Source organism: Bremerella sp. P1 (assembly GCF_028748185.1).
In the GTDB taxonomy this organism is placed as follows: Bacteria; Planctomycetota; Planctomycetia; order Pirellulales; family Pirellulaceae; genus Bremerella.
This window is the reverse complement of the sequence record NZ_CP118164.1, coordinates 3,534,438-3,561,169: the sequence shown is the minus strand read 5'-3', so window position 1 is coordinate 3,561,169 and position 26,732 is coordinate 3,534,438. Positions and strand designations below refer to the sequence as shown.

18 protein-coding genes are annotated in these 26,732 nt (G+C 54.7%); 5 read left to right on the top strand and 13 right to left on the bottom strand.

What is annotated here, in order from left to right; all coding sequences use genetic code 11:
* Positions 1-73: 73 nt before the first annotated feature.
* Positions 74-1,657, bottom strand: coding sequence for an aldehyde dehydrogenase (NADP(+)) (locus tag PSR63_RS14970; protein ID WP_274326482.1), 1,584 nt, complete (start codon positions 1,655-1,657; stop codon positions 74-76).
* 37 nt (positions 1,658-1,694) lie between these two features.
* Complete coding sequence (locus tag PSR63_RS14965; protein WP_274326481.1) at positions 1,695-2,561, bottom strand: fumarylacetoacetate hydrolase family protein; 867 nt, start codon at positions 2,559-2,561, stop codon at positions 1,695-1,697.
* 653 nt (positions 2,562-3,214) lie between these two features.
* Between PSR63_RS14965 and PSR63_RS14960 the strand changes: the two genes are divergently transcribed.
* Positions 3,215-4,327, top strand: a complete 1,113-nt coding sequence (locus tag PSR63_RS14960; protein ID WP_274326480.1) for an HD domain-containing protein — start codon at positions 3,215-3,217, stop codon at positions 4,325-4,327.
* A gap of 6 nt (positions 4,328-4,333) precedes the next feature.
* Here PSR63_RS14960 and PSR63_RS14955 read toward each other — a convergent pair whose 3' ends face one another.
* Both PSR63_RS14955 and PSR63_RS14950 read right to left on the bottom strand, forming a co-directional pair.
* A complete protein-coding gene (locus PSR63_RS14955) occupies positions 4,334-5,845 on the bottom strand; it encodes an RNA polymerase sigma factor RpoD/SigA (protein WP_274326479.1) in 1,512 nt (503 codons plus the stop codon).
* A 244-nt stretch (positions 5,846-6,089) separates the two neighbouring features.
* Positions 6,090-7,550, bottom strand: a complete 1,461-nt coding sequence (locus PSR63_RS14950; protein ID WP_274326478.1) for a hypothetical protein — start codon at positions 7,548-7,550, stop codon at positions 6,090-6,092.
* A gap of 614 nt (positions 7,551-8,164) precedes the next feature.
* Between PSR63_RS14950 and PSR63_RS14945 the strand changes: the two genes are divergently transcribed.
* Complete coding sequence (locus PSR63_RS14945; protein WP_274326477.1) at positions 8,165-11,089, top strand: secretin N-terminal domain-containing protein; 2,925 nt, start codon at positions 8,165-8,167, stop codon at positions 11,087-11,089.
* Here PSR63_RS14945 and PSR63_RS14940 read toward each other — a convergent pair.
* From PSR63_RS14940 to PSR63_RS14910, 7 genes are all read right to left on the bottom strand, one after another.
* Positions 11,086-11,538, bottom strand: coding sequence for an acyl-CoA thioesterase (locus PSR63_RS14940; RefSeq protein WP_274326476.1), 453 nt, complete (start codon positions 11,536-11,538; stop codon positions 11,086-11,088). The genes PSR63_RS14945 and PSR63_RS14940 overlap by 4 nt on opposite strands.
* 45 nt (positions 11,539-11,583) lie before the next feature.
* Positions 11,584-12,747, bottom strand: coding sequence for a DNA topoisomerase IV subunit A (locus PSR63_RS14935; protein ID WP_274326475.1), 1,164 nt, complete (start codon positions 12,745-12,747; stop codon positions 11,584-11,586).
* 114 nt (positions 12,748-12,861) lie between these two features.
* On the bottom strand, positions 12,862-14,190 hold the full coding sequence (locus PSR63_RS14930) for an ABC transporter permease (RefSeq protein WP_274326474.1): 1,329 nt from the start codon (positions 14,188-14,190) through the stop codon (positions 12,862-12,864).
* A gap of 19 nt (positions 14,191-14,209) precedes the next feature.
* Positions 14,210-14,953: an ABC transporter ATP-binding protein gene (locus PSR63_RS14925; protein ID WP_274326473.1), complete on the bottom strand. Its 744-nt coding sequence runs from the start codon at positions 14,951-14,953 to the stop codon at positions 14,210-14,212.
* Positions 14,950-16,770 carry an efflux RND transporter periplasmic adaptor subunit gene (locus PSR63_RS14920; RefSeq protein WP_274326472.1) on the bottom strand — a complete coding sequence of 607 codons (1,821 nt, stop codon included), beginning with the start codon at positions 16,768-16,770 and terminating at the stop codon, positions 14,950-14,952. The genes PSR63_RS14925 and PSR63_RS14920 overlap by 4 nt, the downstream gene beginning before the upstream one ends.
* Before the next feature lie 434 nt (positions 16,771-17,204).
* The gene (locus PSR63_RS14915; protein WP_274326471.1) at positions 17,205-19,985 is read right to left on the bottom strand and encodes a TolC family protein; all 2,781 of its coding nucleotides are present in this window, start codon (positions 19,983-19,985) and stop codon (positions 17,205-17,207) included.
* Positions 19,986-19,999: 14 nt separating this feature from the next.
* Positions 20,000-20,509, bottom strand: coding sequence for a MarR family transcriptional regulator (locus PSR63_RS14910; RefSeq protein WP_274326470.1), 510 nt, complete (start codon positions 20,507-20,509; stop codon positions 20,000-20,002).
* 476 nt (positions 20,510-20,985) lie between these two features.
* On the opposite strand from PSR63_RS14910, the gene PSR63_RS14905 reads away from it, so the two are divergent.
* The 3 genes from PSR63_RS14905 (at position 20,986) to PSR63_RS14895 (ending at position 24,587) form a co-directional block, all read left to right on the top strand.
* Positions 20,986-22,482: a hypothetical protein gene (locus PSR63_RS14905; RefSeq protein WP_274326469.1), complete on the top strand. Its 1,497-nt coding sequence runs from the start codon at positions 20,986-20,988 to the stop codon at positions 22,480-22,482.
* A gap of 286 nt (positions 22,483-22,768) precedes the next feature.
* On the top strand, positions 22,769-23,602 hold the full coding sequence (locus PSR63_RS14900) for a rhomboid family intramembrane serine protease (protein WP_274326468.1): 834 nt from the start codon (positions 22,769-22,771) through the stop codon (positions 23,600-23,602).
* Positions 23,603-23,633: 31 nt separating this feature from the next.
* Entirely contained in the window at positions 23,634-24,587 is a 954-nt protein-coding gene (locus PSR63_RS14895) for a formylglycine-generating enzyme family protein (protein ID WP_274326467.1), read from the top strand.
* A 5-nt stretch (positions 24,588-24,592) separates the two neighbouring features.
* Here the strand turns inward: PSR63_RS14895 and PSR63_RS14890 are convergent, their stop codons facing one another.
* Together PSR63_RS14890 and PSR63_RS14885 are read right to left on the bottom strand one after the other, a co-directional pair.
* Positions 24,593-25,369 carry an aldo/keto reductase gene (locus PSR63_RS14890; RefSeq protein WP_274326466.1) on the bottom strand — a complete coding sequence of 259 codons (777 nt, stop codon included), beginning with the start codon at positions 25,367-25,369 and terminating at the stop codon, positions 24,593-24,595.
* Between the two features lie 7 nt (positions 25,370-25,376).
* On the bottom strand, positions 25,377-26,603 hold the full coding sequence (locus tag PSR63_RS14885) for an FAD-dependent oxidoreductase (RefSeq protein ID WP_274326465.1): 1,227 nt from the start codon (positions 26,601-26,603) through the stop codon (positions 25,377-25,379).
* Positions 26,604-26,732: the final 129 nt, after the last annotated feature.

Sequence of the window (26,732 nt, the reverse complement as noted above, 5' to 3'; positions counted from 1 at the left end):
AACGCATCCCTTAGCGCGACTCCAGCAATCACCAAGAAGTGCGATGGAATTTCGTCGCTAGGCACCAATGGCCTTAGCCGATGCTATCTTGCGTCCACGTTCCGTCCACAAAACGCCAAGTCTTGCCGGTAGGGTTCTCGTCTTGGAGTTCCCGCGGAAGGCGATTGGCTCGGACATTGTCGAAGCACTGCAGGGCCGCGAAACGATGAATCGAAGCCGGGATACCTACAGCAGTGAAGCCTGGATGCCCAGTCGCCGGGAAGGGACCACCGTGATTCATGGCGGCACTGACGGCTACCCCGGTCGGCATCTTATCGTTGATCAAACGACCGACCTTCGGACGCAAATGATGAGCGACTTGATCATAGGCAGGATCATCGCTACCGTCCGTATCCGAGTAGATCGTCCCGGTCAGATTGCCTTCCAATGAGTCGATCACCTCGCAGACTTCCGCCAGGTTCTTTGCCTTGACGAACAGGGAGCAGTTTCCGAAGGCCTCGGTTTGGAACGTTTCCGCGTTGGACAAGAACTTCTCGGCGCTGGTCGAAAGCAACGTGTTCGGACAGGTATATCCCTGCGATGAACCTTCGCCACTTCCACTCGCTTCAACATCCGCCCCGGCGTCGATCAGGACCTTCAGGTTTTGAGTCAGCCCTGCTTCAACACCTTTGGTCAGAAGCGTGCCGCTCGGAGCCTGGGCAAAGCCTGTCTTCACGGCTTCAACGAACTTGGTCGAGTGGTCATCTTCCAACAAAATGACCAGTCCGGGATTAGTGCAGAACTGACCGGCTGCCATCAGACAGCTCGTTTGGAATTCGCCGACGAGAGCATCGCCGCGTTCTGTCAATGCCCCTGGCAGGATCACGACCGGATTCACGCTCGACATTTCCAGGTAAATTGGCTTTCCAACCTTATCGGCAGCTTCCTTCAACTTCAGCCCAGCGGTCTTGCTGCCCGTGAAGCCGATCGCCCCGAGCCGAGGGTCGGCCACGAACTTCAAGCCATCTTCGTTGGCCATGTGATAGATCAACTGCACCGCAGCTGCCGGAAGTCCGGATTCGTCGGCGGCTTGCTGAGCAAGCTTCACAAGCTCGCGGGTGGTCCCTGGCTGAGCCGGGTTGGCCTTCACGATGACAGGATTACCAGCAGCGATGGCCGCAGCAAAGTCACCGCCAGAAGCACCACTGAATGCCAGCGGAAAGTTATTCGGGCCGAAGACAGCAACCGGACCGATACCTGCGAAGTACGAACGGATTCCACTTTTCGTATCTATCGTCGCCGCTCGCCAAGATCCATCGACGGCCGCAGCGGCGGCCAGGCGAAGCTGATTGATCGTTCGCGGCATCTCGACATCCAGCAGGCGAGGCGACACAGGCAAGCCACTTTCGGTGTTGGCCAGTTCGCAGATCGCTTGCTTGTTTTCGTCGAGTAGTTCCGCAAACCGATTCAGGAACAACTCCAGCTTCTCGACCGCCATTTGGCGCATTTCCTGAAACGCGCCGGCGGCGGCACTCAGCACCTGATCGACATCACTCCACGTGCTGATGGGATATTGTTCAGGTAGTGCCTGTTTGCTTGCGGGGTTCTCGGCTTGAAACGTTTCGTTATGCTCAGCGTCTCGCCATTTTCCGCCGATGAGAACCTTTTCTGCCGCCATGAAACCAATCACCTTTCCCGATGCGATACGGTCTATGTCACCCTTGAACAATCTCGCTGGTCAGGGTGCCAATACCTGAAATCTGTATGCTCACGATGTCTTGCGGCTGCAGAGTGAAATCATTGTCGGGAACAATTCCGGTTCCCGTCAGCAAAAATGCTCCGCGTGGGAAGTGCTGATCTCGGAAGAGATACTCGACCAGGCCTTCCAACGAGCGGGCCAATTGATCGAGGCTGGTATCTCCCTGAAAGACCTCGTTTCCAGCCCGGACGATACTCAACTGCACTTTCACCTGGGAAAGTTCTGAATGGTCCTTCCAATATTCGGAGGCCAGAACAACCCAAGGTCCTAATCCGCAACATTGGTCATAAACTTTTGCTTGCGGAAGATAAAGGGGGTTCTCTCCTTCGATGTCGCGACTGCTCATGTCGTTGCCGATCGTCACACCGACAATTTGCCCGCGAGAATTCAGAGCCAACGCGAATTCTGGCTCGGGAACATTCCACTTGGAATCTTTTCGAATTCGTAGTGTCTGCCCCGTTCCGGTAACTCGGCCAGGCGTCGCCTTGAAGAAAAGCTCGGGCCGATCCGACATGTACACCCGATCGTAGCAATCGGCCGCCGCTTCCGACTCTTCCATCCGCGCCGTTTGGCTTCGCTTGTAGGTTACACCGGCAGCCCAGACTTCCTGTTGATCGATGGGGGGCAGCAGGACCACTTGATCAAGAGCTACCGTATCCTGCGCGTTGTCAAGTAATGACTCGACCTTTTGCACAGGATCGTCCGCATCGAGAATCTCGAACAGGCTGGTCACATCCTGGCTGGAAAACTGGACGACTTCATTCTCACGCACCAAGCCAACCGCTGGGGTTCCGTGGGTTCCGATAAACTTTGCGAGGCGCATAGCTATTAATCTTTCGATGAATGGGGAGAATTCCTTTCGCCGCATTCTAACCCTCCAGGAGTAGCGAATGTAGATGACGGATAGCCCCGGGCCTGCTGCCCCGGAATTAAGCACAATAGGCGCGCATCCGTAGCATTGGTTATGAAGAAACCGTGCATTCCCCGCCTAGGACCAGGCACCTAGCGTCGCTAACTCTCGCTACAGTCAGTGCCTACGGCAGGTGGCCAAACTGTGACCACCTAAGGGTTTATGGTACGCGGCATGCAGTTTGCTTTTGTCTTTATGTCCGCGACTCAATGGTCACAGCCTCCTTTCCCGTTATCTGCACCATGGCTAATACGGCCACAGTTCCGCTTTTGCGAACTCCTTTGAGATAACCCCAACAAGGATCTTGCCGCCGTTGCCGTCGCGAGGAGCTATCTTGCGGCTGACGTGCGCACCGTTGCCGGCCGGTGATTTGGTTGTCGGGAGAGGGCACCTGGTTGCCGGATCGGCGCGGTGCGACGTAGCCTACCTTCGAGTCGACTCCGATTTCTTATCCCGAACCTTTCTACCCGGTTTGTGTATAATATTCGTAGCCGTTTTGTTGTCGACCAGAACGCTCTTTCCATTCAAACTCGTCGACTCGTCAGCGAAATAAGCTGGCCATCTCTATGACACAACCGTCGAAACTGCGTCGCCAGATTGCCCATCAGGCTGCGCGCATGCTGTACGACCGCCAGGAATCTGAGTACTACCACGCCAAGATGAAAGCAGCCCGTCGAGTCCAACGAGGCTGGGTCAAAGAAGCCGACCTTCCGACAAACGCCGAGATTCGCGACGAAGTGCAATCGATGGCGCGTATGTTCGAGGGGGACAACCGACTCGATAACTTGCTCACCATGCGGCTGGAAGCTCTTCGCATGATGAAAGTTCTCCAGCGTTTCCGTCCTAAGATCGTGGGAAGCGTTCTCACGGGGCATGTCCGCAAAGGGTCGGACATCGATCTGCATATTTTTAGTGACAGCATGTCGGCCGTAACCGCAACGCTGGAAGCCGAAGGAATACGCTACGACGTCCAGCGTAAGCACGTTAACAAACCTGGTGCCGCTGGCGTCTATACACACATCCACATTCGAGAAGAATATCCATTCGAGCTTACAGTTCGAGCCACGAAGGATGCCTCGGTCGTTTCCAAGAGTTCGATCACCGGCAAACCACAAGAGCGGATGACCATTGCCGAGTTCGAACAATTCCTGGCAGACACCTACAACGAGATTGAGTACGCCGAAGGACTCGCGGCGGTCGAGAACCAAGTCGATCGTTTCCTTCAGTACGAGGCACTGCTACTACCTCTGGAGAACGTCAAGCAAAGCCCCAAATGGCATCCTGAAGGAGACGCTCTTTACCATAGCCTCCAAGTCTTTGACCGAGCGCGCGACCACTTACCCTACGACGAAGAGTTCCTGCTGGCCGCGCTACTGCATGACGTGGGCAAGGGGATCGATCCTTACGATCACGTTCAAGCAGGCCTGGAAGCCCTCGGAGACGACATTACCCAGCGAACCCACTGGCTCATTGCCCATCACATGGAAGCTGCACTAGTCGTCGACGGTACGATTGGAGCCAGAGCGAAACGCCGCTTGAAAGAGTCGGAGGATTACGAAGAGCTAATCCTCCTAGCACGCTGCGACCGCGAGGGCCGGAAAGTTGGCGTTGAGACTTCGGAGCTCGAAGAAGCGATCGACTATCTGCGTCAGCTTTCCTACGAATGCGACGCCTGGTAGGCCGCTTTAGAAGGTAACCGGCTCGTCAATCCAATCCTTCAGCCCTGCGCAAGCACTCGACTTACGAAGCTTCCGCAGGGCAGCGATTTCGATTTGTCGGATTCGCTCACGCGTCAGTGAGAAAGCCTGGCTTACTTCTTCCAACGTTTGCGAACGACCATCCGGAATACCATATCGTCGGCAGAGGATCTCCTGCTCTCGTGGAGTCAGGACACTAAAGACGTTCGCTAATAGTTTTTGAACCGTCTCGCGATTACCTTCCGAGAGTCCGGAAAAGTCATCTTTGGCCGGCAGCATATCGGCGAATTCGTCGTCATCGTATGGCTTTGCATCAAGCGACATCGGCCCGCGCATCAACACATCGGCCTGCAGAACATCGCGTTCGGTTACCTTCGCTCGGCTCGCGGTCTCTTCGATCGTAGGATCGCGATTCTCTTCCTGACGGAACTGCGCCTTGGACGACTGAACGTTCTGGATCCGTTCCTGCATCCTTGCCGGCACGCGAATCAACTTCGCTTGGTCGGCAATGGCTTTTAGAATCGCCTGCCGAATCCACCACGTTCCGTAGGTAGCAAACTTGAAGCCGAGTGATTCATCGAATTTCTCGACCGCGCGAATCAGGCCGACATTTCCTTCCTGGATCAGATCCAGAAAACTCAATCCACGATTTCGATAGTTCTTGGCGATGGAGACCACCAGTCGCAAGTTCGCGGCGACGAGCTCTTTCTTAGCCCGCCCGTACACTTCATGAGCCTCGCAAACCTTCGGCCATTGAAACGCTAGAGTTCCTGGCGTCTCTTGATAAAGCTCGAATATCTCGAGTGCTTCCGGAGAGACCGGCATGTCGAACATCTGACCAGGCGCACTACCTGCCGGCAGATTAAGCGACTGAAGCAACTGCTCCACTTTGCGCTGCCAGTCTGGGAGAAACTTTTCTCGCAAGCCAAACGACTCGAGAAAACACGCCGTTGCATGACGGCGACGCATGAGGCGTTCAATCGCCCTTTCACGCCGCTGGGGTGTTTCCTCGTCAGTACGCATGGCCACAGAAATATCGTAGCGATTGCGGTGTGCGGACTCGGCAAGGTATTCGATGGCCTCACGGACCTTGCCTAGCAATTTGGCTTTCTGGCCCGGGCTACTGACAGTGACTTCCAAGGTACGATCCAGTCGCCGGTCGCCTTCTGCCACTTCCACAAGCAGATCACACACCATCTGTGTGACAATTCCACACCCGAACAATCGACGCAGGTAGCTGCGACGAGCCTGGGCGACATGCCGGGTCAGATGCCGCTCCTGCTCAATAGTCAGCCGAGGGATCTTTCCCATCTCGACGAGATAGGTACGAAGCGATTCAGAATCGGTGGCCGAACGCACTTCCGGTTCATCCGAGGAAGCTTCAGCAGACTTGGACCGAACTTTCGTCCGATTCAAAGCAAGCGAATCGGCAGTAGATGCGGAATCGGCATACGCGGACTCTTCCTGACTCTCCACGATGCTGCCGCTTCCCTCGTTCATCTTTGACGTTTCTCCCCTTCGGTTGGATAGACTGCCTGGATATTCGTCCGACGAACATCATTATCCAACGCGGTTTTCCGTAGTGTTGTGACAGGCAAGCTGGCGTGAGCTGCCACAACAACGTCATTCTACGCAGTCAGTCTCGCAAAGAAAGGTTTTTCACCCCCCGATATACCCAGATCACTACTTCCGCACGGCTTTCCGTACCAGATCCACGGGTAAACCCAGGAGCATACCCGAAGGGCTAGAGGTTTTCCGCTTCGACAATTAAGTAGAGCTCGTAGGCTGAGAGACCATCACGACCGACGTTCTCCATCCGCGGCGCGAGCGTTTCGTGCTTCTCTTTCAGTCGCATTAATTCACGACCTGCCAGCTGTCCGTTTCCGTCCCGATCAAATTCGCTGAGCAGCGACTTCGTTTGATCGTACGACTGAGGATTGAGAATCTTCTGTTCCCAATTCTTCAGCACAAGCTGAATCTGGTCTGACGAAAGTGCGAATTCCAGACGCGACACATTGCCATCGCGAGAACGGTCCAAGAGTGCATGCCACTGCACGAGCTGCTGCGAGAGCGGAGGAGTGCCCATCGTGGCAAAGCGAGCGTTGACAGGAAAATCTTCACGTGACCAGATACCGTCACCATTGGCATCCAACCGATACCAAGCCTTGCGAAGAGCTTCGCTGCCATTCCAACGAACTGACGCGACGGCCAAGTGGAACTCAGCAATCGAAATCTTCTGATTCATATCCTGATCGATCGCGATCAAGGCTTCTTCGCTTAGCGCGGGAACCGCACCTTCGGTCTGCATAAAGCGGAACCAGGATTGCTGGGCCTCGGAGTCAGAAACCTGACTATCCTGATTGAGATCTGCCCAAGTCGAAATCTCTTCGGCGACATCATCCCGCTTGAAATTCGTCAACTCGATACGATCCAACTCGGGATCTTCCTGAGGATCAAGATTGAAGACACTTCGAGCCAGCGAGCCAGGCCGTTTCATCGTCGATGGAGTCTTGGGATCTTCTCCTGGCTTCGTGCGGACATTGACCCGAATACCGATCGGACTTCGTGCCATTCCCGGGTCATCCATCGGGATAACTTCCATCGGCGGATTGTTCTGGCTGTTGGCCAGTTCGTCGACCGTGGGGAAGGGGGAGTGCTTCGGATCTTCAGGTGAATTATCGACAGCCGGCTTGATATCTGGTGTGGCCGGATTCCCAATTGGCTTCACATCGGAGGGAGCAACCGGATCGTTCTGGGCGATCATTGGATCGCTACCGGAACCGAACATTCCAACCTGATAAGCGATACCCAGGCCGGCCGCAATCAATAGGCAAGCCGCAACCGCAATCCAAGCCGATGCGTACGGAGAATCCTTCTGACGACGACGCTCGAGCATTGATCGATCGGACGAAGTTGCCAAGGTGACCTGAGAAGCAGCCGCCTCGTGCCCAGCCTGCCCCTCTTGCTGCTGACACTCTTCTTGTTGACGCTGTGCAATCTGGGAGAGAATATCCTGCGAGAAATCTCGTGGCAGCGGAATCTCGGGCATCGTGCGAACGGCGTTGACGGTTTCGATCAACTGGTGATACCGACTCCGCCACTCGGGGGACTTAGCCAGCAAAGACTCAATTTGCAAACGTTCTTCTTCTGAAACTTCCCCATCCAGGAAAGCCGAAAGAAGTTCGTCATTAAGTTGCAAATCCATGGGTCTGAGCCACCTAAACGGATGGAGCTATCAAACTAAATTTCCCTCAACCTGCTTCTATTTAAAGAGTTAGGTCGCGTGAAACGGTACCGCAACAATGTAAGAATCGTTGCCTGAAAACGTAGATGGCCTTGTAGCCACGAAAGTTCCCCAAATCCAGGTCAAAACTTCCGTCATTTTGAGGGATCTACGTGACAGCACTGAAATCGCGCGAACTACGCCAGCCCCCCAGCTTGCCTCTAACGTAAAGTCTCCAAGATCTCGCACAAGAACCAATGCAAGAATCCAAAGCACTTTTTCTTTCGTCTTACGTAATGGCACATACCCGGGGAATTCGACCCTACACCAATTTAGGGGAATTTTCTGGCAATTAGTTTGAACAGATTCGGTAGACGAAAGATAATGAGCTCGTCTTGATCACCCATCGGACGCCCATCCAGCGCCTCATCCCAACCGGAAGCCCCATGACTTTTCGGCCCCTAACTGCATTTCCATGCGCAGGGTTATGCTTCGTACTTGCCCTATTCACTTGGCTGCCTGAACTTGCCAGTGGCCAGGAAGAAGAAGCTCTCCAAATTCAGACGATCCCCGCACAAGGCCGCCCGGGAGGTTCGATGCGTGTTCGTGGTCCGCGTCCTTCCCCTAGCGGAGAACATCCCAAACCAGAAGAAGGCGAACCAGAGCCCCAAAACGGAGAGACCAAGCCCGACGAAAAGAAAGAGGACGCGAAACCTGGCGAAGCCCCCACCGAAGGCAACAAGGGACCGATCCAACGCAAAGATGAGCCAGATCAGCCTTCCGATCCCCAAGAGCTAAAAGTCCGTCCTGATGAGCGTGGGATGGTCCGGTTCAATTTCCGAGGCCAAGCTTGGCCCGACGTCTTAGACTGGCTGGCCGATATCTCGAATACCAGCCTGGATTGGCAGGAACTGCCTGGTGACTATCTCAACCTGACGACCCAGCGTGCTTACAGCGTCGATGAAGTCCGCGATCTTCTGAACGAACGCCTGATGACACGCGGCTACACCATTCTCCAACAGCGGGAAGGATTCGTCGTCGCCAAGCTGGAAGGCCTAAACCCTGCTCGCGTCCCGCGCGTGTATTCGGAAGACTTGCGTTATCGGGACGACCACGAATTCGTCAAGGTTTCCTTCCCGCTCAGCTGGCTCATAGCCGAAGATGCCGTGGAAGAATTGAAACCGATGCTGAGCAAACATGGTTCGATGTCGGCGCTGGCAACCTCGAACCGCTTGGAAGTCCTGGATGTGGTTTCCAACCTGCGCGAGATTCAGCATGTGCTGCAGGAAGAGCAGTCGTCCGAGGTTCGATCTTCCAAAGTCCACGAGTTCTTCCTTCGCTACACGCGCGCCGAAGATGTGGTGGCCCAGCTGCAATCGCTGCTGGGCATCAGTAAGCCGAGCGGTGGCGGGATGGCGATGAATCCGCAGATGATGCAGCAGATGCAACAAATGCAGCAGCAGATGATGCAGCAAATGCAACAGCAGCAGCCAGGCGGAAATAGCGGTGGTCGCCGACGTTCCAATTCTACGGACAATATTCACCTGGTCATCAACTCGCGACAAAACAGCATCATCGCGAATGCTCCGCCAGATAAGATTGTCGTCATCGCGGAAGCGGTGAAGATGTTCGACGTCCCGCCACAACCGGGTGCGACCATTGGTGCCAACTTCCAAAGGGTAAAAGTATTTCGGCTTGCCCAGTTAGATCCGAAAGCACTTCAATCCATGCTACTGCAAGCAGGTAATCTCGACCCCACAACGCAGCTAGTCGCCGACGACAAGAACAAAGCTCTGATCGCCTATGCAACGCCCGCCGACCAAATCACGATCGAAACGCTGATCAGCAAGCTGGACGGCACGGGCCGCCAATTCAAGGTGATTCGTCTGCGTCGACTTCAAGCCGACTACGTAGCCGGTTCGATCCAGTTCATGATGGGAAGCGAGGAAGAGGAAGACGACAGCAATTCACGCCGCGGATACTATTCGTTCTACAGCTACGGTCGCCAGCAAGAGGACACCAAGAGCAAGGACAAGTTCCGCGTCGATGCCGACGTCGTCAACAATCGCCTGTTGCTTTGGGCGAATGAGGTTGAGCTCGAGGCAGTTGAAAACCTGCTGGTCCAACTGGGCGAGATCCCCGCCGGTGGCGACTCGCAGCGAGGCCGATTACGCACACTTGATCTGGGCTCAAGCCAGTCAGCTCAAGAGTTAGTCAAGAAGCTGAAAGAAGTTTGGCCGCAAGTTTCTCCTGCCCCACTGAAAATCGAAGTCGCGGAACCGAAGAAGAAGCCTGAACCGGAGCCCACCAAGACCGAAGAGACCCAAGAAAAGAAACCGGATGCCGATAGCTCGGTAATGCATCAGCACGGTATTACCGTACCGGTCCACCTGGCGGTTGCCTCACAAAAAGAAGACGCCGCCTCTGACGAGCCAGTCTTGGAGGAAGTAGCAGCGGACGACAACCAGTTGGATGGGCTCTCGCAGGAAGAGCTTATGCGGAAGTACTTCCCGCAAGCCGCCGGTGCTGGCGAACAGAAGAAACCTGCTGCGGACCAACCCGTCGTCATTCAAGTGGACGAAAACGGCCGGATCACGTTGGCATCGGAGAACCCGGCAGTGCTCGATCTGTTGGAGGACGTCCTTCTCGAGATGACGCCACCTCCCAAAGACTACGAGGTATTTGAACTGAAACATGCACCGGCATTGTTTGTCTCTTGGAACCTGGAAGACTTCTTCGAGGAAGAAGAGGAAAAAGAGAGCAATTCCCGATCGCCTTGGTTTTGGGACTTCAACCAGCAGGATAAAAAAGATGACTCTCGGCGGCTGTCGCAGCGAGCACCGATCAAGTTCCTGGCAGACATCGACACGAATACAATTCTCGTTCAGAACGCGACCGCCGAGCAGCTAGAGACGGTTCGTGAATTGATCCAACTCTATGACAAGCCAGAGCCGGTTGTCGAAGAGTCAAAACGTCTCAACGCAACCTACGCAGTTCGTTACTCCCGGGCATCGGCCATCGCAGAATCGGTCAAGGAAGTCTTTCGCGATCTACTCTCGTCGAATGACAAATCGCTTCAGGCTCCTCCGCAACAATCAGGCGAACGCGGTCGCAATGAGGAGCGATCAGCGAGCGACTACATCTCTCGCAGCGGCTCCGCATTTCGCGGCAAGCTCTCGATTGGCGTTGATGACATTTCCAACACGCTGTTGATCTCCGCCGAAGGCGAGAGCCTGATGACGCTGGTGATGGACATGGTGAAGCGAATTGATGAGTCGGCGAAGCAGGTTTCCACGGTTCGCGTCGTCAACCTGAAGACAGGCGTTGGCGGAGACAAGTTTCGCGAGCTTCTCAACCGGTTGCTGGAAAAAGTCGATCCACAACAGCTTCAACAGCAGCAACAAATGCAAGACCAGAACGGCCAGCCTGGCGGTCCTCAGCCCAACCCAAACGGACAACGGGGACCACGCAACTGGCAGCAGAATCGCGGCCAATCTCAGGTCCTTGAGGTAGAAAACTAGAGCTCACGGCCTTCGGTTTTAGCAATCAGTTTTCGCACGTCATCGGGAATGACGATTGGCCGTTGATTCGCGTAGTCGAAGTACACGACGCCTGATTCACCATCCGCGACAGTGTTACCCTGTCCGGTGCTGTAGACGACGTGCTCGACCTTCATGCTCGTCCCGCCAAGCTTCACCATCCGGGCACCAATGAGCACCGTATCGGGATAACGAAGCTGCTTCCGATAATTGCAGTGCACTGAAGCCAGGATCGGCCCGCAACCGGTGGCTTCCATGATGGGATTCAGACCGGAGACCTCCAGGTAACGCACACGAGACGTCTCGAACCAGCGCAGATAGACCGTGTTGTTCACGTGCTGAAACGAGTCCATGTCTCCCCACTGCACGGGAACCTGGGCGACAGCAGCAAAATCTGCCAGCTCAGGGGGGAGGTCGCTTCGATCGATCATGCCTTCTCCGTTGGTCTCTGCGTTCCAATTTCTTCGAGCGAAAGACTAGTCCAGCCACGAACGTTCCGCCAAGCGGGCCGGGACATATTCTTCGGTCACGTAACTTACCCCTTGGCTGATCAGTGCTTCGACTTCCAACTTGAAGCCGTTGTCGAGCATCTTCTGGATTTCTTTTTGCCAGGTCTTCTTCTGCTCGAACCAGGGGTAGCTGGCGATCTGTTTGGCGCGTTTTCGATCCGAATCGTTCAGGGCGATCTGAACGCTGGGGGAAAGGTTGCAGCGTTCATAATCAATCGATCGCAGCCCGATGAACTTGGCATCGGGGACAGCCATACGCTTCGACTCGTAGGCCAGGTTGATCGAGCCTTGCTTGATAACGCTGTAGATGTAATACCCCCAAGGGTCATTATCGAGCACGCAATAGATTGGCAAGTTGAGCTCGTTGTTCAATCGCGAGAGCAGCCGCCGAACGCCACGCGATGGCTGCCCACCACCGTGCGTCAGGATACAGTTGTGCGTCTTCCAAAACTTGTCTTCGTTGAACCGCTGCCAGACCGTACCTTTTTCGACATGCAGGACGAAATCGGCTTCGCATTTCACGAACTCAATCGTTTCCGGCTCGACGATCGACGGAATCCCGTACCCACCGCTTCCCATGCGTGAGCAATCGATTTCATCCCCCTTATCACGGAGGACGATATTGCCGACCATGTCTCCCTTCTTTTGAGCGTACAAGTGCAGCTCTTCACGGAGCACGTTCAGCAACACTTCGACGTCTTCGATGATCGGGTCGCTCTCGGCCTGATCGGCAAAGGTTTCTTCCTTGGTACCGGCAATGGTGTGCTTGAGCAGATAGTAGAGACCTCGAATGCTGGTCGACTTGCCTTCGTCGATCAGCTTCTTGCAGCCACTGCCGACGAGCATCGTCTGCATATAGCTTTTGGCCTGATTCAGATTGAACAGTTGCCGCCCCGTTGTATTCTTGCCCATCTCGATAATACGCTGCGACTTGTTGTAGCGCACGTTCGAGAGACTGCGGGTCGGGATGTCCATCTTCGGATCGCGAACTCGCCCAGCAGCAGAGACCACACTGTCGGCCAGGCCCACCAATTGCTTCAGCGTGTGCTTATCCTTTTTCGATAGATCAACCTTCGCCTTGCTATCCGTCTTGGGTGCTACCTTTTTCTTGGGGGCTTTCTTCTTGGCCATCCGCTGCCGCCTGATCGTATAAAGTTACAGAGCTTAGAGAAAATATCCGTATCGCGAAGAATGGTACAGGATAACGCACTTTGAGCGATCCGAGAATGGGCTTCCCGGTTCAACTCAGTTGGCAGCCCGAAGTGCTTCGATCGGGTCGAGATCTGCCGCTCGGCTTGCAGGATACAGGCCGAAAATCACGCCAACGAGGACCGAAATCCCAAAAGCCAGAGGGATCGAAATTGGCACGATCTGGGGGCTCACGTCCCGAATAGAATCGGGCAACTGTGCTATCAATGCCGGGTCATACGTATTGGCCAGGAAGCGAGCCAATTCGACGGCTGGAATACAGAGTAGCCCGCCCAACACACCAGTGAGGCCACCGACGACCGAAAGAACAATCGTCTCGACCAGAAATTGTCGGATGATATCGCCCCGCTTCGCACCTAATGCCCGACGAATACCGATCTCGCGAGTACGTTCCGTCACCGTGGCCAGCATGATATTCATAATGCCGATACCGCCGACCAGCAGCGAGATGGCCGCGATCAGGCCCATAAAGACCATGAACATAAACTTTGTCTGCCGGGCCTGCTCCAGTAGCTCGAGCGGGACCACCACCGAGATGTCGCGTAGTGTATTGTGGTTCTCCAAGCTCTCGCGAACCAGGTCAGCCGTGTTCATGACCTGATCGGATTTGGCAATCTTCAATGTGACTTGGTTGAGCTCGACGATCTCGCTGGAGAACGTCCCCCCTTCGATCATCACGACATGATCGCCGATGCGTTGCCAGAGGGTGCTGATCGGAATGTAAACGTCCTTGTCGTATTGCTGCCCCGACAAGCTTCCGCCCACAGCAGCGGTCGCGGCCTTGGGTTTTAAAACACCGACCACGGTATAGATGTCGTCGTCGACGTGAATCGTCTTACCGACCGGCTTCTCAAAACCGAATAGCGAATCGGCGACTTCCGCAGCCAAGACGCAAACATTTGATTTATCCTGGACTTCCACGTCCGTCAGAAAGTGACCACGGCGTGGTTGCACTTCCAGGTGGTTCAATCGTGCGTAAGCTGGCGTACAGCCAACCAACCGACCATTGACCGAATTTGGACCGTGGCGGAACTGGCGTCTAATTTCACGAATGGGCGTTGCCGTCTCGACGGAATGAAGCGTTTCCTCCAGCAGTTTCCAGTCGTCTCGCTTCAGACCGTAAGTCAACGGACCACGTTGTTCCGCGATGGCCTCGGACGGGGGCTTCACAGTGCGAACGATGATGTTCTCGGCACCCAGTTTTTCGATTTGCTGTTGGGCTTTCGCACTGATCCCTTCGCTGATGGCCAGCAGCCAGATCACACTCGCTACGCCGATGAAAATACCAAGAATCGTCAGCAGCGACCGCATCGGATGCAGCAGCAAGCTTTTGATTCCAAGTTTCCAAATTCGTAGCCCAAGCATGGGACCAAATTCCTGTGCGTTACGCTAAGTTCAGTGCCGAAGTATCCATCGTACCGCGGGCGTTGGCCGAACGGCGATTCTCTACTATGTGATCCTCCTGAATCAGCCCGTCCATCAAGCGAATCGAACGTTTCGCATGATGCGAGACGTCATCTTCGTGGGTCACCAGAATAATCGTGCGTCCCTGATCGTTGAGGGTCTCGAACAACTGCAAGATCTCTTCGGTCGTTTTTGAATCCAAGTTACCGGTCGGTTCGTCGGCCAGGATGTAGTCAGGGTTATTGATCAGGCTGCGAGCGACGGCAACACGTTGCTGCTGTCCACCAGAAAGCTGAGTTGGCCGATGCCCCATGCGTTCGCCCAGGCCTACCATTCGAGCCAATTCCCGAGCACGCTTGTGGTCGGCTGAAGACACGCTACCTCGATAGAACAACGGAACTTCGATGTTCTCGATCACCGTCAGCTGCTGAATGAGATTATACGACTGGAAAACAAAACCGATCCGCGACGCTCGCAGCTGCGAGAGTTGATCGTCGGAAAGTTTGCTCGTGTCATTTCCCCCCAGAACGACCTGTCCGGATGAGGGTCGGTCCAGGCACCCCAACATATTCAGCAGCGTGCTTTTGCCACTACCGGATGTTCCCATGATGGATACATAGTCACCCTCAGGAACATCGAAGTTAATTCCTCGCAGTGCGTGAACGGTTTCGCCTTTGAGGTGGTAGATCTTCTTGAGGTCAACTACGCGCGTGGCGTAATTCACTGAGCGCCTCCCACTGGTTGCGGAGGCTGGTCTTCGGCAATCCTTACAGGGTCTTCCTCAAGAGCTTCTTCGGCATTGGTCGCCGCGATCAATTCGTGGCGTTCGATCTGACCGTCTCCGTCTTGATCGGCACTGGTGTACTTCTCGCCACCACTGGCAGCCAGTTCATCGGCAGACAAGATGCCGTCGTTGTTGGTGTCAAAGTTCTTTAGCACTCGGTCGACCAATTGTGTTTGCTCGCCTGAAGAATCCGTTTCGCCAGGGCTCTCTTCACGTGTCTCTTGTGCAGGCTTACCAGGACCTCGCCCCGGTGGTCCCTTCCGATTGCCACTACCTTTTGGCTTTGGATCAAGCTGCTCTGGAGAGAGTTCAGGCATCTCGACCGTATCGATCAAACGACGAGGGCTCATCGAAACATACTCACCCTCGCTCAGTCCATTCTTGACAACCACAAATCGATTATTGCTCGCTCCCAAGTCCACTTTTCTGGGTTCGACATCCTCGGCAGTCTTGCGAACCATGCAGAAGTATTCGTCACCGTGGGGGAATACTGACTGTACGGGCACCATTATGACATCGTCTTGACTATCGACGTGGATGGCACAGTTGGCCGTCAGACCAGGCTTGATTTGACGCGGCGTGCCATCGATGGTCACCACGGCAGCATAACGCTTGATCTGAGCACCGAATCGACTGATCGGTTCGGGATACTCGTTGACCTTCGTCACAGTGCCGGACAACTTCAAACCATCAAATGCATCGAGCGTGATCGTCGCTTTCATGCCGGGGTCGACCATGGCGACTCGCGATTCGTTAATCAGCACATGAACCTGCATGGCGCTGTAGTCAGGCAGGCGAATAATCGTCTGCCGTTCTCGCACCGATGTTCCTGGTTCGACAATGAATTCGGAAGCTTCGCGATTACCGCGTTCGTTGGCGTAGACCACCTGACCAGAAGCGGGAGCTGTGATCGTGCAGTTCTTGATCTGCTCTAAGAAGAAGTCGAGCCGCTTTTGCTCAATGGAGTTTCGCTCTTTGGCTGACTCTAAGTCTGCCTTGGCAACACCAATATTACTCTCGAGTTCCTTGATCTTCTTATGTTTGGTTTGCTCGATGAGCACCGACAGCTTGAGCTTCGCGTTGTCGAGTTCAATCTTCGCCTTATCGACGGCGAACTTATCCCCTTCCAATTGAAGCGAAGTCACAAACCCCTTGGCCGCCAGACGCGAACTATAGGCGTAGTATTCCTCGGCACGCCGGAGCGTTTCTTCGGCGAACTTAATTTCGGCTTCGAGTTCCTTCTTCTCTTGAACAAACAGTCCGTCGACGTATTCGGTCATGGCAATCTGAGCGGCTTCGAGTTCGTTCTGGGCCTTAGATAAACCGGCAACCGAACCACTCAAGTCGAGTCGCTGAAGCTTTGCCTCTTCTTCCAATGCCGACGAATCGAGTCGGACCAGAACATCACCAGGCTCGACCATCTTGCCTTCTTCGATCACCCATAGGATCTCGAAGCTGTTCAAATCGCGGTAGCCGCGCACGACCGACATCACATCGACGTTCCGGGCACTTTCGACTTCGCCTTTTTCCACTACATCGTGGACAAAGTTTCCGACCGCTACTTGATGGAACATTTCGTCTTCGACGATCGGTCCCTTTTTGCCGGCGGTGTAGAAGTAGATTCCAGCAGCCCCCGCAACGACGAGGCAAACAATAGCTGCCTTGGCGAAATATCCCCCTCTTGCCGATCGACGATATCGCGGCCGCGGAATAGGAGCACCTAGCGAACGTAGCAAACTAGACGGAAAGCTAGCCATGGATATTTCTCAACGAAGGTAGGATGCACGGACCTAACCATGGATTTCCGTGCATGAATCTTTAGAAGGAAGGGAGTATGCCAGGAAGGCACTTACTAGTTTACCAAACAATGAGCCGAGGATAACCTCAAAAACCGCTCCAATTCTCAATATCTGTACCTCCTAACCCATTGGTCAGAAGGTAGTTACCGAAAAACCGGAGTGCGATTCACCGCTCATATGGTATAGATCGACTCCCGAAGTACTTCACCCGGATGAAACCCCGAGAAGTCGCGGAAGATTCTGCGAATTCCAAAAAGATTGTTAAAACGGCTATCAGGCAGATAAGTAAACCGTGCCATAACAGCGATTTACGCAATCCCGCGCAGAGATGACACTTCGGGTAACTTTGAAAACACAGGCAATCAGCCTGAGGAATTCCGTCTGCTTGATGCCTATTTGGGGGGCTCTAATCGTAGATCGATCGCTTCGACCCTCGTTGGCTCGAGCTCTCCTACCGGAGGAGGCAGCTCGATGGGTTCGGCTCCGTCGACTTCCAGTTGTAACGAACCTGACGACTGGATCTCTTCCGGGACACCCGAGGAAAGATCGGAGGCCTCCGATAGTTCTGGAATCTCGTGTTCAAACTGCATCTCCTGCAGTTTCGCTTCCCAGTAGGTTCCGTCGACCGGGCCTGGATCAACCCAGACACCTCGCTCATCGAGCTGGATCGTTCCCATATCGACATCAAGACCACGCCGCAGAACTTCGTAGTTCACGCCCACGGAAAGGAAGTCGTTCTGTGCCGAGAGAAGACTGTCTAACGCGTTCAACAAGTCACGAGCCGTACTCGAGTCGAACTGCTGATTGTTCTGGTTGGGCTTGGCAGGTTCCTGCAAACGCAACTGCGTTCGTTCAACCTGCGAGATCGCCACTTGAACAGCTGCACGTCGCAACTCGAAGTTGATGCGATTCAAGTCAAGCGTTCGAATGGTATCGCGTAGCCCCTGGCTGATGAAGTCGCGGTATTGGTAATAGGCACGTCGGGTTCGTTGATACTGAATCTGAGCTTCCCGGTAGTTGTTGCGTTCCACCAGTCGTGTAAGTGGCGCGTCCCACTCAAGGCCGGCCCTTAGGCGACCATTGTCGCTGTTGAACTTGACTGGGTTATCTCCAAGGTTGCCGATTTCGCCGGTAAAGACAATGTCGAGATCGCTCATCAAATCGTTCGCGACAACTTGAATGTTTCGCCACGAGTCGACGTAGGCCGCTTGGGCATTCATCCAGTCGAGACGATAAACCCGTGCCACATCGAGTGCCGTATCCGAATCGATATCGACCGGCACCAGCGACACTGTTTCGGCTCGGGCACGAGCTTGAACCAGCGACAATCCCAACACGTCCGAGATAAGCGTCGTGATTTCATCCGGTACAGGATCAAACACGGCGATCTTCGCCTCACCGTACAACTGCTTGGGCTGCATGGCTGGGCCGCTTTCGATCAACTTGCCCACGTTCGCATTGATTTCGTCCAGGATCGTTGTGTGTTGGGCAAATCGAACTTTCAGATCGTCCAGCACGGCACGAAGCTGCGGAGGCAATTCCTCCAGACGGCGTGTACTAAGTACGCCCCCTGATACCGTTTCGTCCTGGACATTCTCGCTGTAACCCGCCAACTTCTCGGTAATCTCTTTCAGATCCTCGATACGAGTTGGCAGCGCTTCTTCCAGACGCGAAACATCTTGTTCGACCAATGGGAAGAAGTCTTCCTGAACCAGTTGCAGAATCACCTTCAACTGCTGGGTCAGCGTTTGTACCGCCTTCAGTCGTGCTTCGACTTCGTCGTCCCATACCAGCTCAGGCTCAAAAGGTACGTTCGGATCGATCTTTTCCGGATCCGGCAACACTTCCAAAATCGAGTTACCCACGGTGATCTGAATATCGTTCAGCTTATTGGTTACCGGAGTAAACGCAGGATCAATCAGGTTGAATTGGTCAAAGAAAGGATCTCGCTCTAGCTCGACATTCAGCTCAGGCGGCAGCCCCATGTCGATCTTGAACTGATCGAGCGAATTGGCCAGCTGTGTTTTGTTGGACAACAACGAGCTTTGCGTCTGAAACAGCGATTGTCGGGTAAGTTCCACCTGGAACGAGTCGATTCGGCCCGCCTCGAACAGTGCTTCAAGCTGAGCCAGGCTGCTTCGTAGCGAAGCAATGTTGCTTTCCTGGTTGCGAATCGTCTGTTGCCGTTGCAGCAATCCGTAGTAGCCGCCAACACCAAAGGATCCGTTGGGACCTGTGGATGGAAGCCCTCCACCAATGCGTGGCCCGGCTGTGAGTCCACGTCCGGCAACGATATCGAGATAAAACGACTGGTTGAATCGTTCCATGTCGCGAACGGCGGCAAGCAGGTTTCGTTCCTGCTGAGTAAGGTTCTCGAGCACCACCTTGCGGCCACCGCCACGCAGCAGCGGCTGAACAAGCGAGAAGTCAATCAAACTGTTGACCGAATCGGTGTTGGGTCCCGAGAACTCCCACATCATGCTGTTTGCGAAACCAACCACCAACTGGCCGCCGGTCGCGAAAAGCTTTTCCATCTGAATGCTGCGGGTATTCGCTTCGAGCAAACTCGACGAGTCACCGCCGCCGCGTTCTGGGCCGTCGGCTGTGTAGAAGACTTCATAACCGCCGAAAAACTGGGCATCGAATCGAAAACGCTCAAAGCTGACATCAAGTGCCGACAAGTAAAGGTCTTCGAGCTCTCGCTGGTAGGTGGGCGAATTGAGTCGTGCCAGTTCGACGGCACGATCGACGTTTAAAACCAGTTCCCCTCCTTCGTTCAACGGAAGGTAGGCCATCCAGTTCGGATTGGCGACTTCGTCGGTTACGCCTTCATTCTCCCAGCCCCAGTAGGCCGGCTTATGATCAACCACATGCATGAATTGATTGGACGCCGGGTCGTCCAACGGCATCGGAGGACAATCGGGGCTGAAGGGATCAAACATGCGCGACTGCGGATTCGGATCGATCGAGATCCGATCAAGATGCCACCGAGGATCGTTGTTCTTCTCGGAGACAAGATGGTACGCGTCGTCATCCGCCTGAACTCGGTAGAAGCCCGGCGAATGGCAACCAACGACAAACAGGGCACTCATCAACAGCGCCATGGCGACCCAGCACGAGGGAACTGGCGATGTCCGTAGGTTGGATGGATTTCGGTGAGGATTGATTCGCATGCTGACCCATCTCCCTATGCGGCGTGGGATTTGACAGGGGAAACCGACGTTGCCAACGCTTGGGTATTCAGGGAATCACCAAGCAAAGCGACCAATTGCCGAAAGCCTTCCAGCAGCGTTCGCGGATCGACGGGAAGCTGATCGAATTGCCAGGCATCGTGAAACCGAGGAAGGATGTCTTCGAGCCGTCGATTGCCTTCTTCGGTAAGCGTCCAAAACTGACGCCGCCGATCACGCTCATCGCGACTGGCTTCAATCCAACCCTCTTGCCGAAGCTGTTCGACCAGGTTGCTCAGCTGAGCCGGAGAAAGTCCCACTGTCTTGGCCAACTTGGACTGCGGCAGTGGCCGATCCAAGTTTTGCTGGCACAACACCAGGATGAAAAAGGCATTTTCGGAGAGAGAAAACGGCGAGACCACTTCCGCGATCGCAGCCCGCATGGTTTTCTCGCACGACGCCATTTCAATGGCCATACGAATCAATTCCACCGCCACATGTGGCGATGTTCGCTCCGAGTTTACCATGGGAAACTTCCCTGAGTTCAGCTGGGACGCCCACGCCTCACGATCGCTAAAATCGCTAAGGTCGCAGACGCGAAAAACCATTCGGTAGCGAATCATCCCGGGGAAGAATGTTCCGCTATCGATAAGGTTTCGACCGAAAACCGTTCGGACTTGAACGATTTTGCGGCTTGTAACGTCACCCAAACATGGCAAATAGGAGCTAAACTATTACTAACAATGGGCTTATAACCAAACCCCCTCCAATGATACCATTTGACTGCCCAAACCTCCCAATTTATGATCTCGGAGTCTTTTCTCTGGAATGCCATGGCAATTTCCGTGAAAAGTCCCGGGTCTGAAGTACAATACACGGATGGATTTGCGCGGACAGGTCAGGACTGACAGTTCAAAGAACGACTGGCCCGCATGCAAAACAGATCCAATCCTTGCCTTTTCTGTCCCTGTCACGATCGTCAACTCCCAGAACCTAAGCCCACATGACCGTTTTTTACATTGTCATTGCCGTGCTCGTTCTGCTGTTCGGGATCTTCTCGTACCTGAACGCGGCTAACTGGAATGTTCTGCATGTGTTGGGCCTGTTCCTAACCTTCGGGGCAGCATTCGCTTATTTGGTTTTGGCCGCCGCCGTGCTGCGAACCGAGTCAAGCTGGAAGAAGTTGGCCGAACAGAAAGATAAAGAACTCAGCCAAGCCGTTTCCCAAGTCGAACTCTTGGAATCAGGTCGGACCGTCAATCCGCAATCAGGTCGCCTGGAATCGGTCGATGATCCCACCGACAGCCTGGTTGGCGCCAAAGCGGAACTCAAGCGAATCATGTATGACCGTGGACGTCTGTGGCGAAACGTTGCCCGTGGCGCTATTAATAACAACCAAGTTGGTCTGACACTTCCTCCGGTCCAAGCGCCAGCGGCGACGAACCCAGCCGGCGGTGCCGCCCCGGCTCCAGCCCCTGCGTCCACGCAACGATCTTTGGCTCCGGACGACATCGTGTATGCGTTCGGCCAGATGAGTCATCCAGAAGATCCGACGCTAACCGTTCCGGCTTACTTCATTGGTGAATTCGTCGTTCGTACGATCCAAGACCAAAACCTGACCGTCGAATCGACGACCAAACTGGATCGAGCTCAGCAACAAACGCTGAATCTGCCGAACCAGTGGATGCTTTATGACAAGATGCCTGTCGACGATCATGAAGTCTTTGACAATATGGACGATGCCGAATTGGCCTCGCTTATTCGCGGTGCGTGCTCGCGGATGGGTCTGCCGCAGCCGATGCAGGACGAGGTGCTGACGAGCATTCAGCGCAATGGCGAGACCGCCGGAGCCGACGCCCCGGAAATTGCTGTGATGAGCAAAGTCACGTTCCAGCAAGATTACGAAGTGCCGGTCGACGCCCAGGCAAATACCGCTGGCGTTACCCAGGAATTTGAGCCTGCCTCTGGCCTAGCCGCGGCAGCGTTCCTGAAGCAAGGTGAGCCAACCAAGTTCAGCAAGGGTGACCAGGTCGTTCTGTCGACCTCGCGTGATCCAGGCAAGTCGCTTGTCGATCAAGGGATCGTTACTGTCGATGAGAAGGTCTACATCCGACCTCTGAATGACTTTGCCTTCCAGTTCCATGCGTATAAGGCTCAGGTCGAAGACATGCGGGACATGGCCTATACGCTGAACGAAGACATCAAGATGTTGACCGAAGCCGAAGGCATCGCCAAAGACGTCATCGCCTACCGCGAACAGGAAAAGTCCAAGCTCCAGGCCGACAAAGATAAGGTCGTCTACGAGCAGGAACAGATCGCTGAGTACAAGCAAAAGCTGCTCAACTTCCTGACCGAAACCCTGAAGGTGAATAGCCGCCTGTATCGCACGAATCAGACGCTGGTCGAAGAACTTCAGCGTGCCAGCGACGCCGTTTTGCGAAAGCTGGGCCAGGAAGAACTCGACAAGGCAGATCCTGATTCGCTGACGCTGGCCTTCTAAATTCGCCAGTTTCTCATTGCTCCACTGCTGTCGAGTCCTACGATTGACGTGTTTGGGCCGTTTCGTGCATGCCCCGAAATCGCGTTAAGCTATCAGTCTGTAGGACTTTGCAGCTTCTGGCTAAATCCATCCACAAGAAGCCGCACTGCACTTTTCTCATTGGCGCACCTAAGATAGTTTGATGGATGCATGGCCATTACCGTGCGTGTGCGTTACCTCGAAACCTTGTTTTGGTTGGGAAATGGGTCTCTACGATCGGGAATATTACCGCGAAAACGACGGACAAATGTCCTTCTCGATGGGAGGTCAGTCCGCCACGATGCTGCTGGTCTACATCAACGTGGGCGTTTTCCTAGTCGATTGGCTGCTTCAGCTTGACCTGGGACAATACTTCGGGGCTCACGTTGATACGCTCTACCGACCGCTGCTCTGGTTTCAGTATCTGACCTACGGCTTCCTCCACGATACCAAGACGATCTGGCATATCCTGTCGAACATGTTTGTCCTCTGGATGTTTGGTCGATTCGTCGAAGCTCGCTACGGCAAAGCCGAATTCCTGAAGATCTACGTCATCAGCATCGTCCTGTGCGGAATTATTTGGAACGCAGGGACGTTGGCGGCCTTTGGCGGCAAGATTCCGCTAATGGCCAACGGCGAAGCACTTCGCATGGTGGGTGCCTCCGGGGCGATCTCGACGATCATGGCCCTCTTTATCTGTCTGTATCCGAAGATGACGGTTTACCTGGGCTTCCTCATTCCGGTCCCAGCGTGGGTGGTTGGCGTGCTAATCTTGCTGTCCAATATTTTCGGGCAAGACGAAAGTGTCGCGTACTCGGCGCATCTGGCCGGGATTGGCTTCGGGCTTGCCTATTTCTTCAGTGGTATTCAACTGGGGCAATTCATCCCCAGCAAGTTGGCACTGCCGAAGTGGTCATTACGGTCTCGACCGAAACTACGGATTCATACCGAGGAAGAAGATTTCGATCCCTACAACGACTCGGACGAAGAGGCCGAACGTATTCTGGAAAAGGTGAATCAATCCGGAATGGAATCGCTTAACGAAGCCGAGCGCAAGAAACTGGAAGCCTACAGCCGTAGGATGCGGCAAAAACTAAGCTGACACCACTTCGATCGCACCGCTGGGAGCACGGATGCCTGCTGAGCGAAACAACTCGAAAACCCTCTTAGCGTTAGGCGTGATCTGCCTGCTCTCAGGCGTCGGTATCTACTTCACCTTCGGACGGAACGCCGATTCGACGCCTCCTTCGCTATCGATCGATTCCAGTACCGAAAAAACTCCCTCATCCGAGCCGATCTTGATCCCAAGCGGCACGTACCTGATTGGCTGTGATACGGGTCCACGTGATGCGCGACCGGCACGACGCATCCAGTTAATGCCGTTTCACATCGATCCCACCGAAGTCACCAACGCGATGTTTGCCAAGTTCGTTCAGGCAACCGGCTACCAAACTGACGCGAACCGCAAGGGATATAGTCTTTGCTTTGACAAACGTTCCCGCCAGTTTGTTCGCCAGGAAGGAGCAAACTGGCAACATCCTGATGGCCCCGATTCGTCAATTCTGGGCAAAGAGACCTTCCCGGTCATTCATGTCTCCTGGTACGACGCGAATGCCTACGCCAAGTGGGCTGGCAAGAGCTTGCCTACCGAGTTCCAGTGGGAAGCTGCTGCTCGCGGGCAGTCACTAAGTGGAGACTTTCCCTGGCCGCGCGGTACGAAGCAGGAAGCCCATCAACTGGGAAACCTCTGGCAAGGTGAATTTCCCCTGCATGATAAAGCCCTGGACGAGCATCACGGTATCGCACCGGTGGCCACTTTTCCGGCATCCCAGCACAATCTTTTTGACCTGGCTGGGAATGTGGCCGAATGGACTTCCAGCTATTACGCCGAAGACAGCTATGACCTGATCGGCGAAACCGATCCGACCGGCCCCAACCAGGGCGAGATGCGTGTCACCCGCGGCGGAAGCTGGCTCAGTTCCGACCAGACAGGCGTAAGCGAAGCAGCCGTCTGGTATCGCGGAAAACTGACGCCTGAGACAAGCACTAACTTTACCGGTTTTCGCTGCGTCTCGCGTAGCGAATAAGCTCGCTACAGCGACTCTTGTGACAATGCGGCCTCAGCGATCCGCAGATTATCAGCCATATGCTTCAGGTTGAGTCCACCCACAACAAGGCTCGTCACGCCGGTTTGATTGAGAACGAAAGGAATGGCCTGGTCGGCAGGCAGATGCCCCGAGGCAAGGCCCTTCTTCACCAAGACACCAATCTCGCGACGAGCGGCCTCCTCGATGACCGCGGCATGCGCGGCGTCTTCCGCACTGAACTCGACCATCAGCAGGTCGGCCCAGTCCAATGCCATCGTCGCCGCTTGGGGCGTTTTGCCTGAGAGTCCAATCGCTCGAATGTCTCCCGCCTCTTTCAAGGATTGAAGCGTCTGGACAACCGGCGTCTCTTTCAGCACCGCCACGTCATCATGCGGCGTGTGAATCAGCACTATGTCAAGCACATCACGCCGCAAGAGCCGTAAGCTGTTGGCCACGCTGGCCCGGACTGATGCTTCGTCAAAGACGTATCGCGACTCGCCATCCTCGAACAACTCGCCCACTTTGGTCGAAACGACAACCGGCGCATCGCGCCCGCTAAGCCAATTGCCAACTCGCTGTTCGCTAATGCCGTATGCGGGAGCCGTATCGAAGTGCTCGATCCCCAGGTCGATCAACCCATCCAGGAGATTGGCAACTTCCTCATCGCTGGGAAGGTCGTAGGGGCGAGGATACTTGATCTTCGCGTTGCGGCCGATCTTAAAGGCACCAAATCCGATTGGGCCTAGTTGGAAGCCAGTGTTTCCGAGGGGGCGTTTGAGCATTTCGTTGCTAGGCTGCTGCTGTCGACTGGGAAAGGGTCAGAGAGGTCCAGGCTTGCTCGCGATCCCACGGGGCTTTTGCCACCGCCGGACGAGCCCATGACGCCAGTTTATCGAGCTCTTCGGTATCCCGAGCCGGTACTGAACCGACGGTATTGGATAATCCTCGGATCAATTGCGGAACCAGCACTAGCTTCGTTGGCCAAGCTGTGAGGACATTGCCCTCTTTTTCAATGCGGAACGAGTCGGGACGTCCTCCCGTCATCGTGATTCCTTCGGCACGATCGACGCGATACGTTGCCCAGGATGCGTCTTCCAGTGAAAGACGAGGCATCGTTTCGAGTAGTTCTGTCCGCGCCAGAGCAATCAAGTCGTCGCGATCAATGCTGACGCCATCCTCGGCAATCTTACCACCAACCTGCCATACGACTTCACCATCGCTACGCTTGGCGGAAGTAATCGAGACGCGAGTCGTCGCACCGTCGACGCAGTGTCCGTAGAACTCTGGCAGTCCGCCGCGCACCATCACCATGTGTAGCGGTCGCGTTTGTTGTTTTCGTGAATCAAGGCCTGCCGCAGCACGCAGCGGAGCATTCCCTTTACCAGCCGAGAAGACATTCCAGTCGGCAATAACTTCGACCTGCTGACCGTCTGGCGAGTTCAGCACAATCGATTGGACTCGGCCATCGGACCCCAGACGAATTTCCGTTCCCTGATCCTCTGCGACCTGAACGATCTGTTTCTGATTGGTTTCAGCCAGATTTGCCAGCAGAGACTCACACGAGATGACCTGCTCGGCAACACTGAAAATTGATCCAGAGCATCCCTTGAGCAGGGCAGGGGCGTTGTGTGGGCTGACTGCTTGGGGAGTTACTTGAAGCCCCAAACGAGCGCCCCACATCCCCAGCTTAGACGATGCTGAATTAGTCCCCCACAGATAAAAGGACTGCGAGCGGATATCTGTCTGCGATAAGTTAGGCAGTGAATTGCCCTCGAGACATTTTCGCCAGATCGCAGGCATCTCGCGAGCTTCCCGTGCCGAAGCCGTCAGCAGTCCCTGAAGCGAATACTTCAAGCCACTGTGCAAGATCCCTTGGGCAGCAATGGTTTGTCCCGTACCCAGCGATTTCGATTCGACCAATAGCGCCGAACGCCCCTCGTGCCGCAATTGATCAAGCAGCCAAAGCCCAGTGGCTCCGCCACCAATAATCAATGCGTTGACGTGAACTTTTTCCATATTCCCTGTCCCCCAGTTCGATCCGACTGACTAGCAGGGGCAGTGTAGGAGTTTTGCCGTGAATGGGGCAATATCAGTGCTGGCCCGAAACGCCACGAAGTTCCCCCGAATCGAAAAGCATCTGGCGGC

Bases quoted from the DNA above. Each gene is read 5' to 3' on its own strand.
- PSR63_RS14970 (WP_274326482.1), bottom strand. From the start codon at position 1,657: ATGGCGGCAGAAAAGGTTCTCATCGGCGGAAAATGGCGAGACGCTGAG.
- PSR63_RS14965 (WP_274326481.1), bottom strand. From the start codon at position 2,561: ATGCGCCTCGCAAAGTTTATCGGAACCCACGGAACCCCAGCGGTTGGC.
- PSR63_RS14960 (WP_274326480.1), top strand. From the start codon at position 3,215: ATGACACAACCGTCGAAACTGCGTCGCCAGATTGCCCATCAGGCTGCG.
- PSR63_RS14955 (WP_274326479.1), bottom strand. From the start codon at position 5,845: ATGAACGAGGGAAGCGGCAGCATCGTGGAGAGTCAGGAAGAGTCCGCG.
- PSR63_RS14950 (WP_274326478.1), bottom strand. From the start codon at position 7,550: ATGGATTTGCAACTTAATGACGAACTTCTTTCGGCTTTCCTGGATGGG.
- PSR63_RS14945 (WP_274326477.1), top strand. From the start codon at position 8,165: ATGCGTGTTCGTGGTCCGCGTCCTTCCCCTAGCGGAGAACATCCCAAA.
- PSR63_RS14940 (WP_274326476.1), bottom strand. From the start codon at position 11,538: ATGATCGATCGAAGCGACCTCCCCCCTGAGCTGGCAGATTTTGCTGCT.
- PSR63_RS14935 (WP_274326475.1), bottom strand. From the start codon at position 12,747: ATGGCCAAGAAGAAAGCCCCCAAGAAAAAGGTAGCACCCAAGACGGAT.
- PSR63_RS14930 (WP_274326474.1), bottom strand. From the start codon at position 14,190: ATGCTTGGGCTACGAATTTGGAAACTTGGAATCAAAAGCTTGCTGCTG.
- PSR63_RS14920 (WP_274326472.1), bottom strand. From the start codon at position 16,770: ATGGCTAGCTTTCCGTCTAGTTTGCTACGTTCGCTAGGTGCTCCTATT.
- PSR63_RS14915 (WP_274326471.1), bottom strand. From the start codon at position 19,985: ATGCGAATCAATCCTCACCGAAATCCATCCAACCTACGGACATCGCCA.
- PSR63_RS14910 (WP_274326470.1), bottom strand. From the start codon at position 20,509: ATGGTAAACTCGGAGCGAACATCGCCACATGTGGCGGTGGAATTGATT.
- PSR63_RS14905 (WP_274326469.1), top strand. From the start codon at position 20,986: ATGACCGTTTTTTACATTGTCATTGCCGTGCTCGTTCTGCTGTTCGGG.
- PSR63_RS14900 (WP_274326468.1), top strand. From the start codon at position 22,769: ATGTCCTTCTCGATGGGAGGTCAGTCCGCCACGATGCTGCTGGTCTAC.
- PSR63_RS14895 (WP_274326467.1), top strand. From the start codon at position 23,634: ATGCCTGCTGAGCGAAACAACTCGAAAACCCTCTTAGCGTTAGGCGTG.
- PSR63_RS14890 (WP_274326466.1), bottom strand. From the start codon at position 25,369: ATGCTCAAACGCCCCCTCGGAAACACTGGCTTCCAACTAGGCCCAATC.
- PSR63_RS14885 (WP_274326465.1), bottom strand. From the start codon at position 26,603: ATGGAAAAAGTTCACGTCAACGCATTGATTATTGGTGGCGGAGCCACT.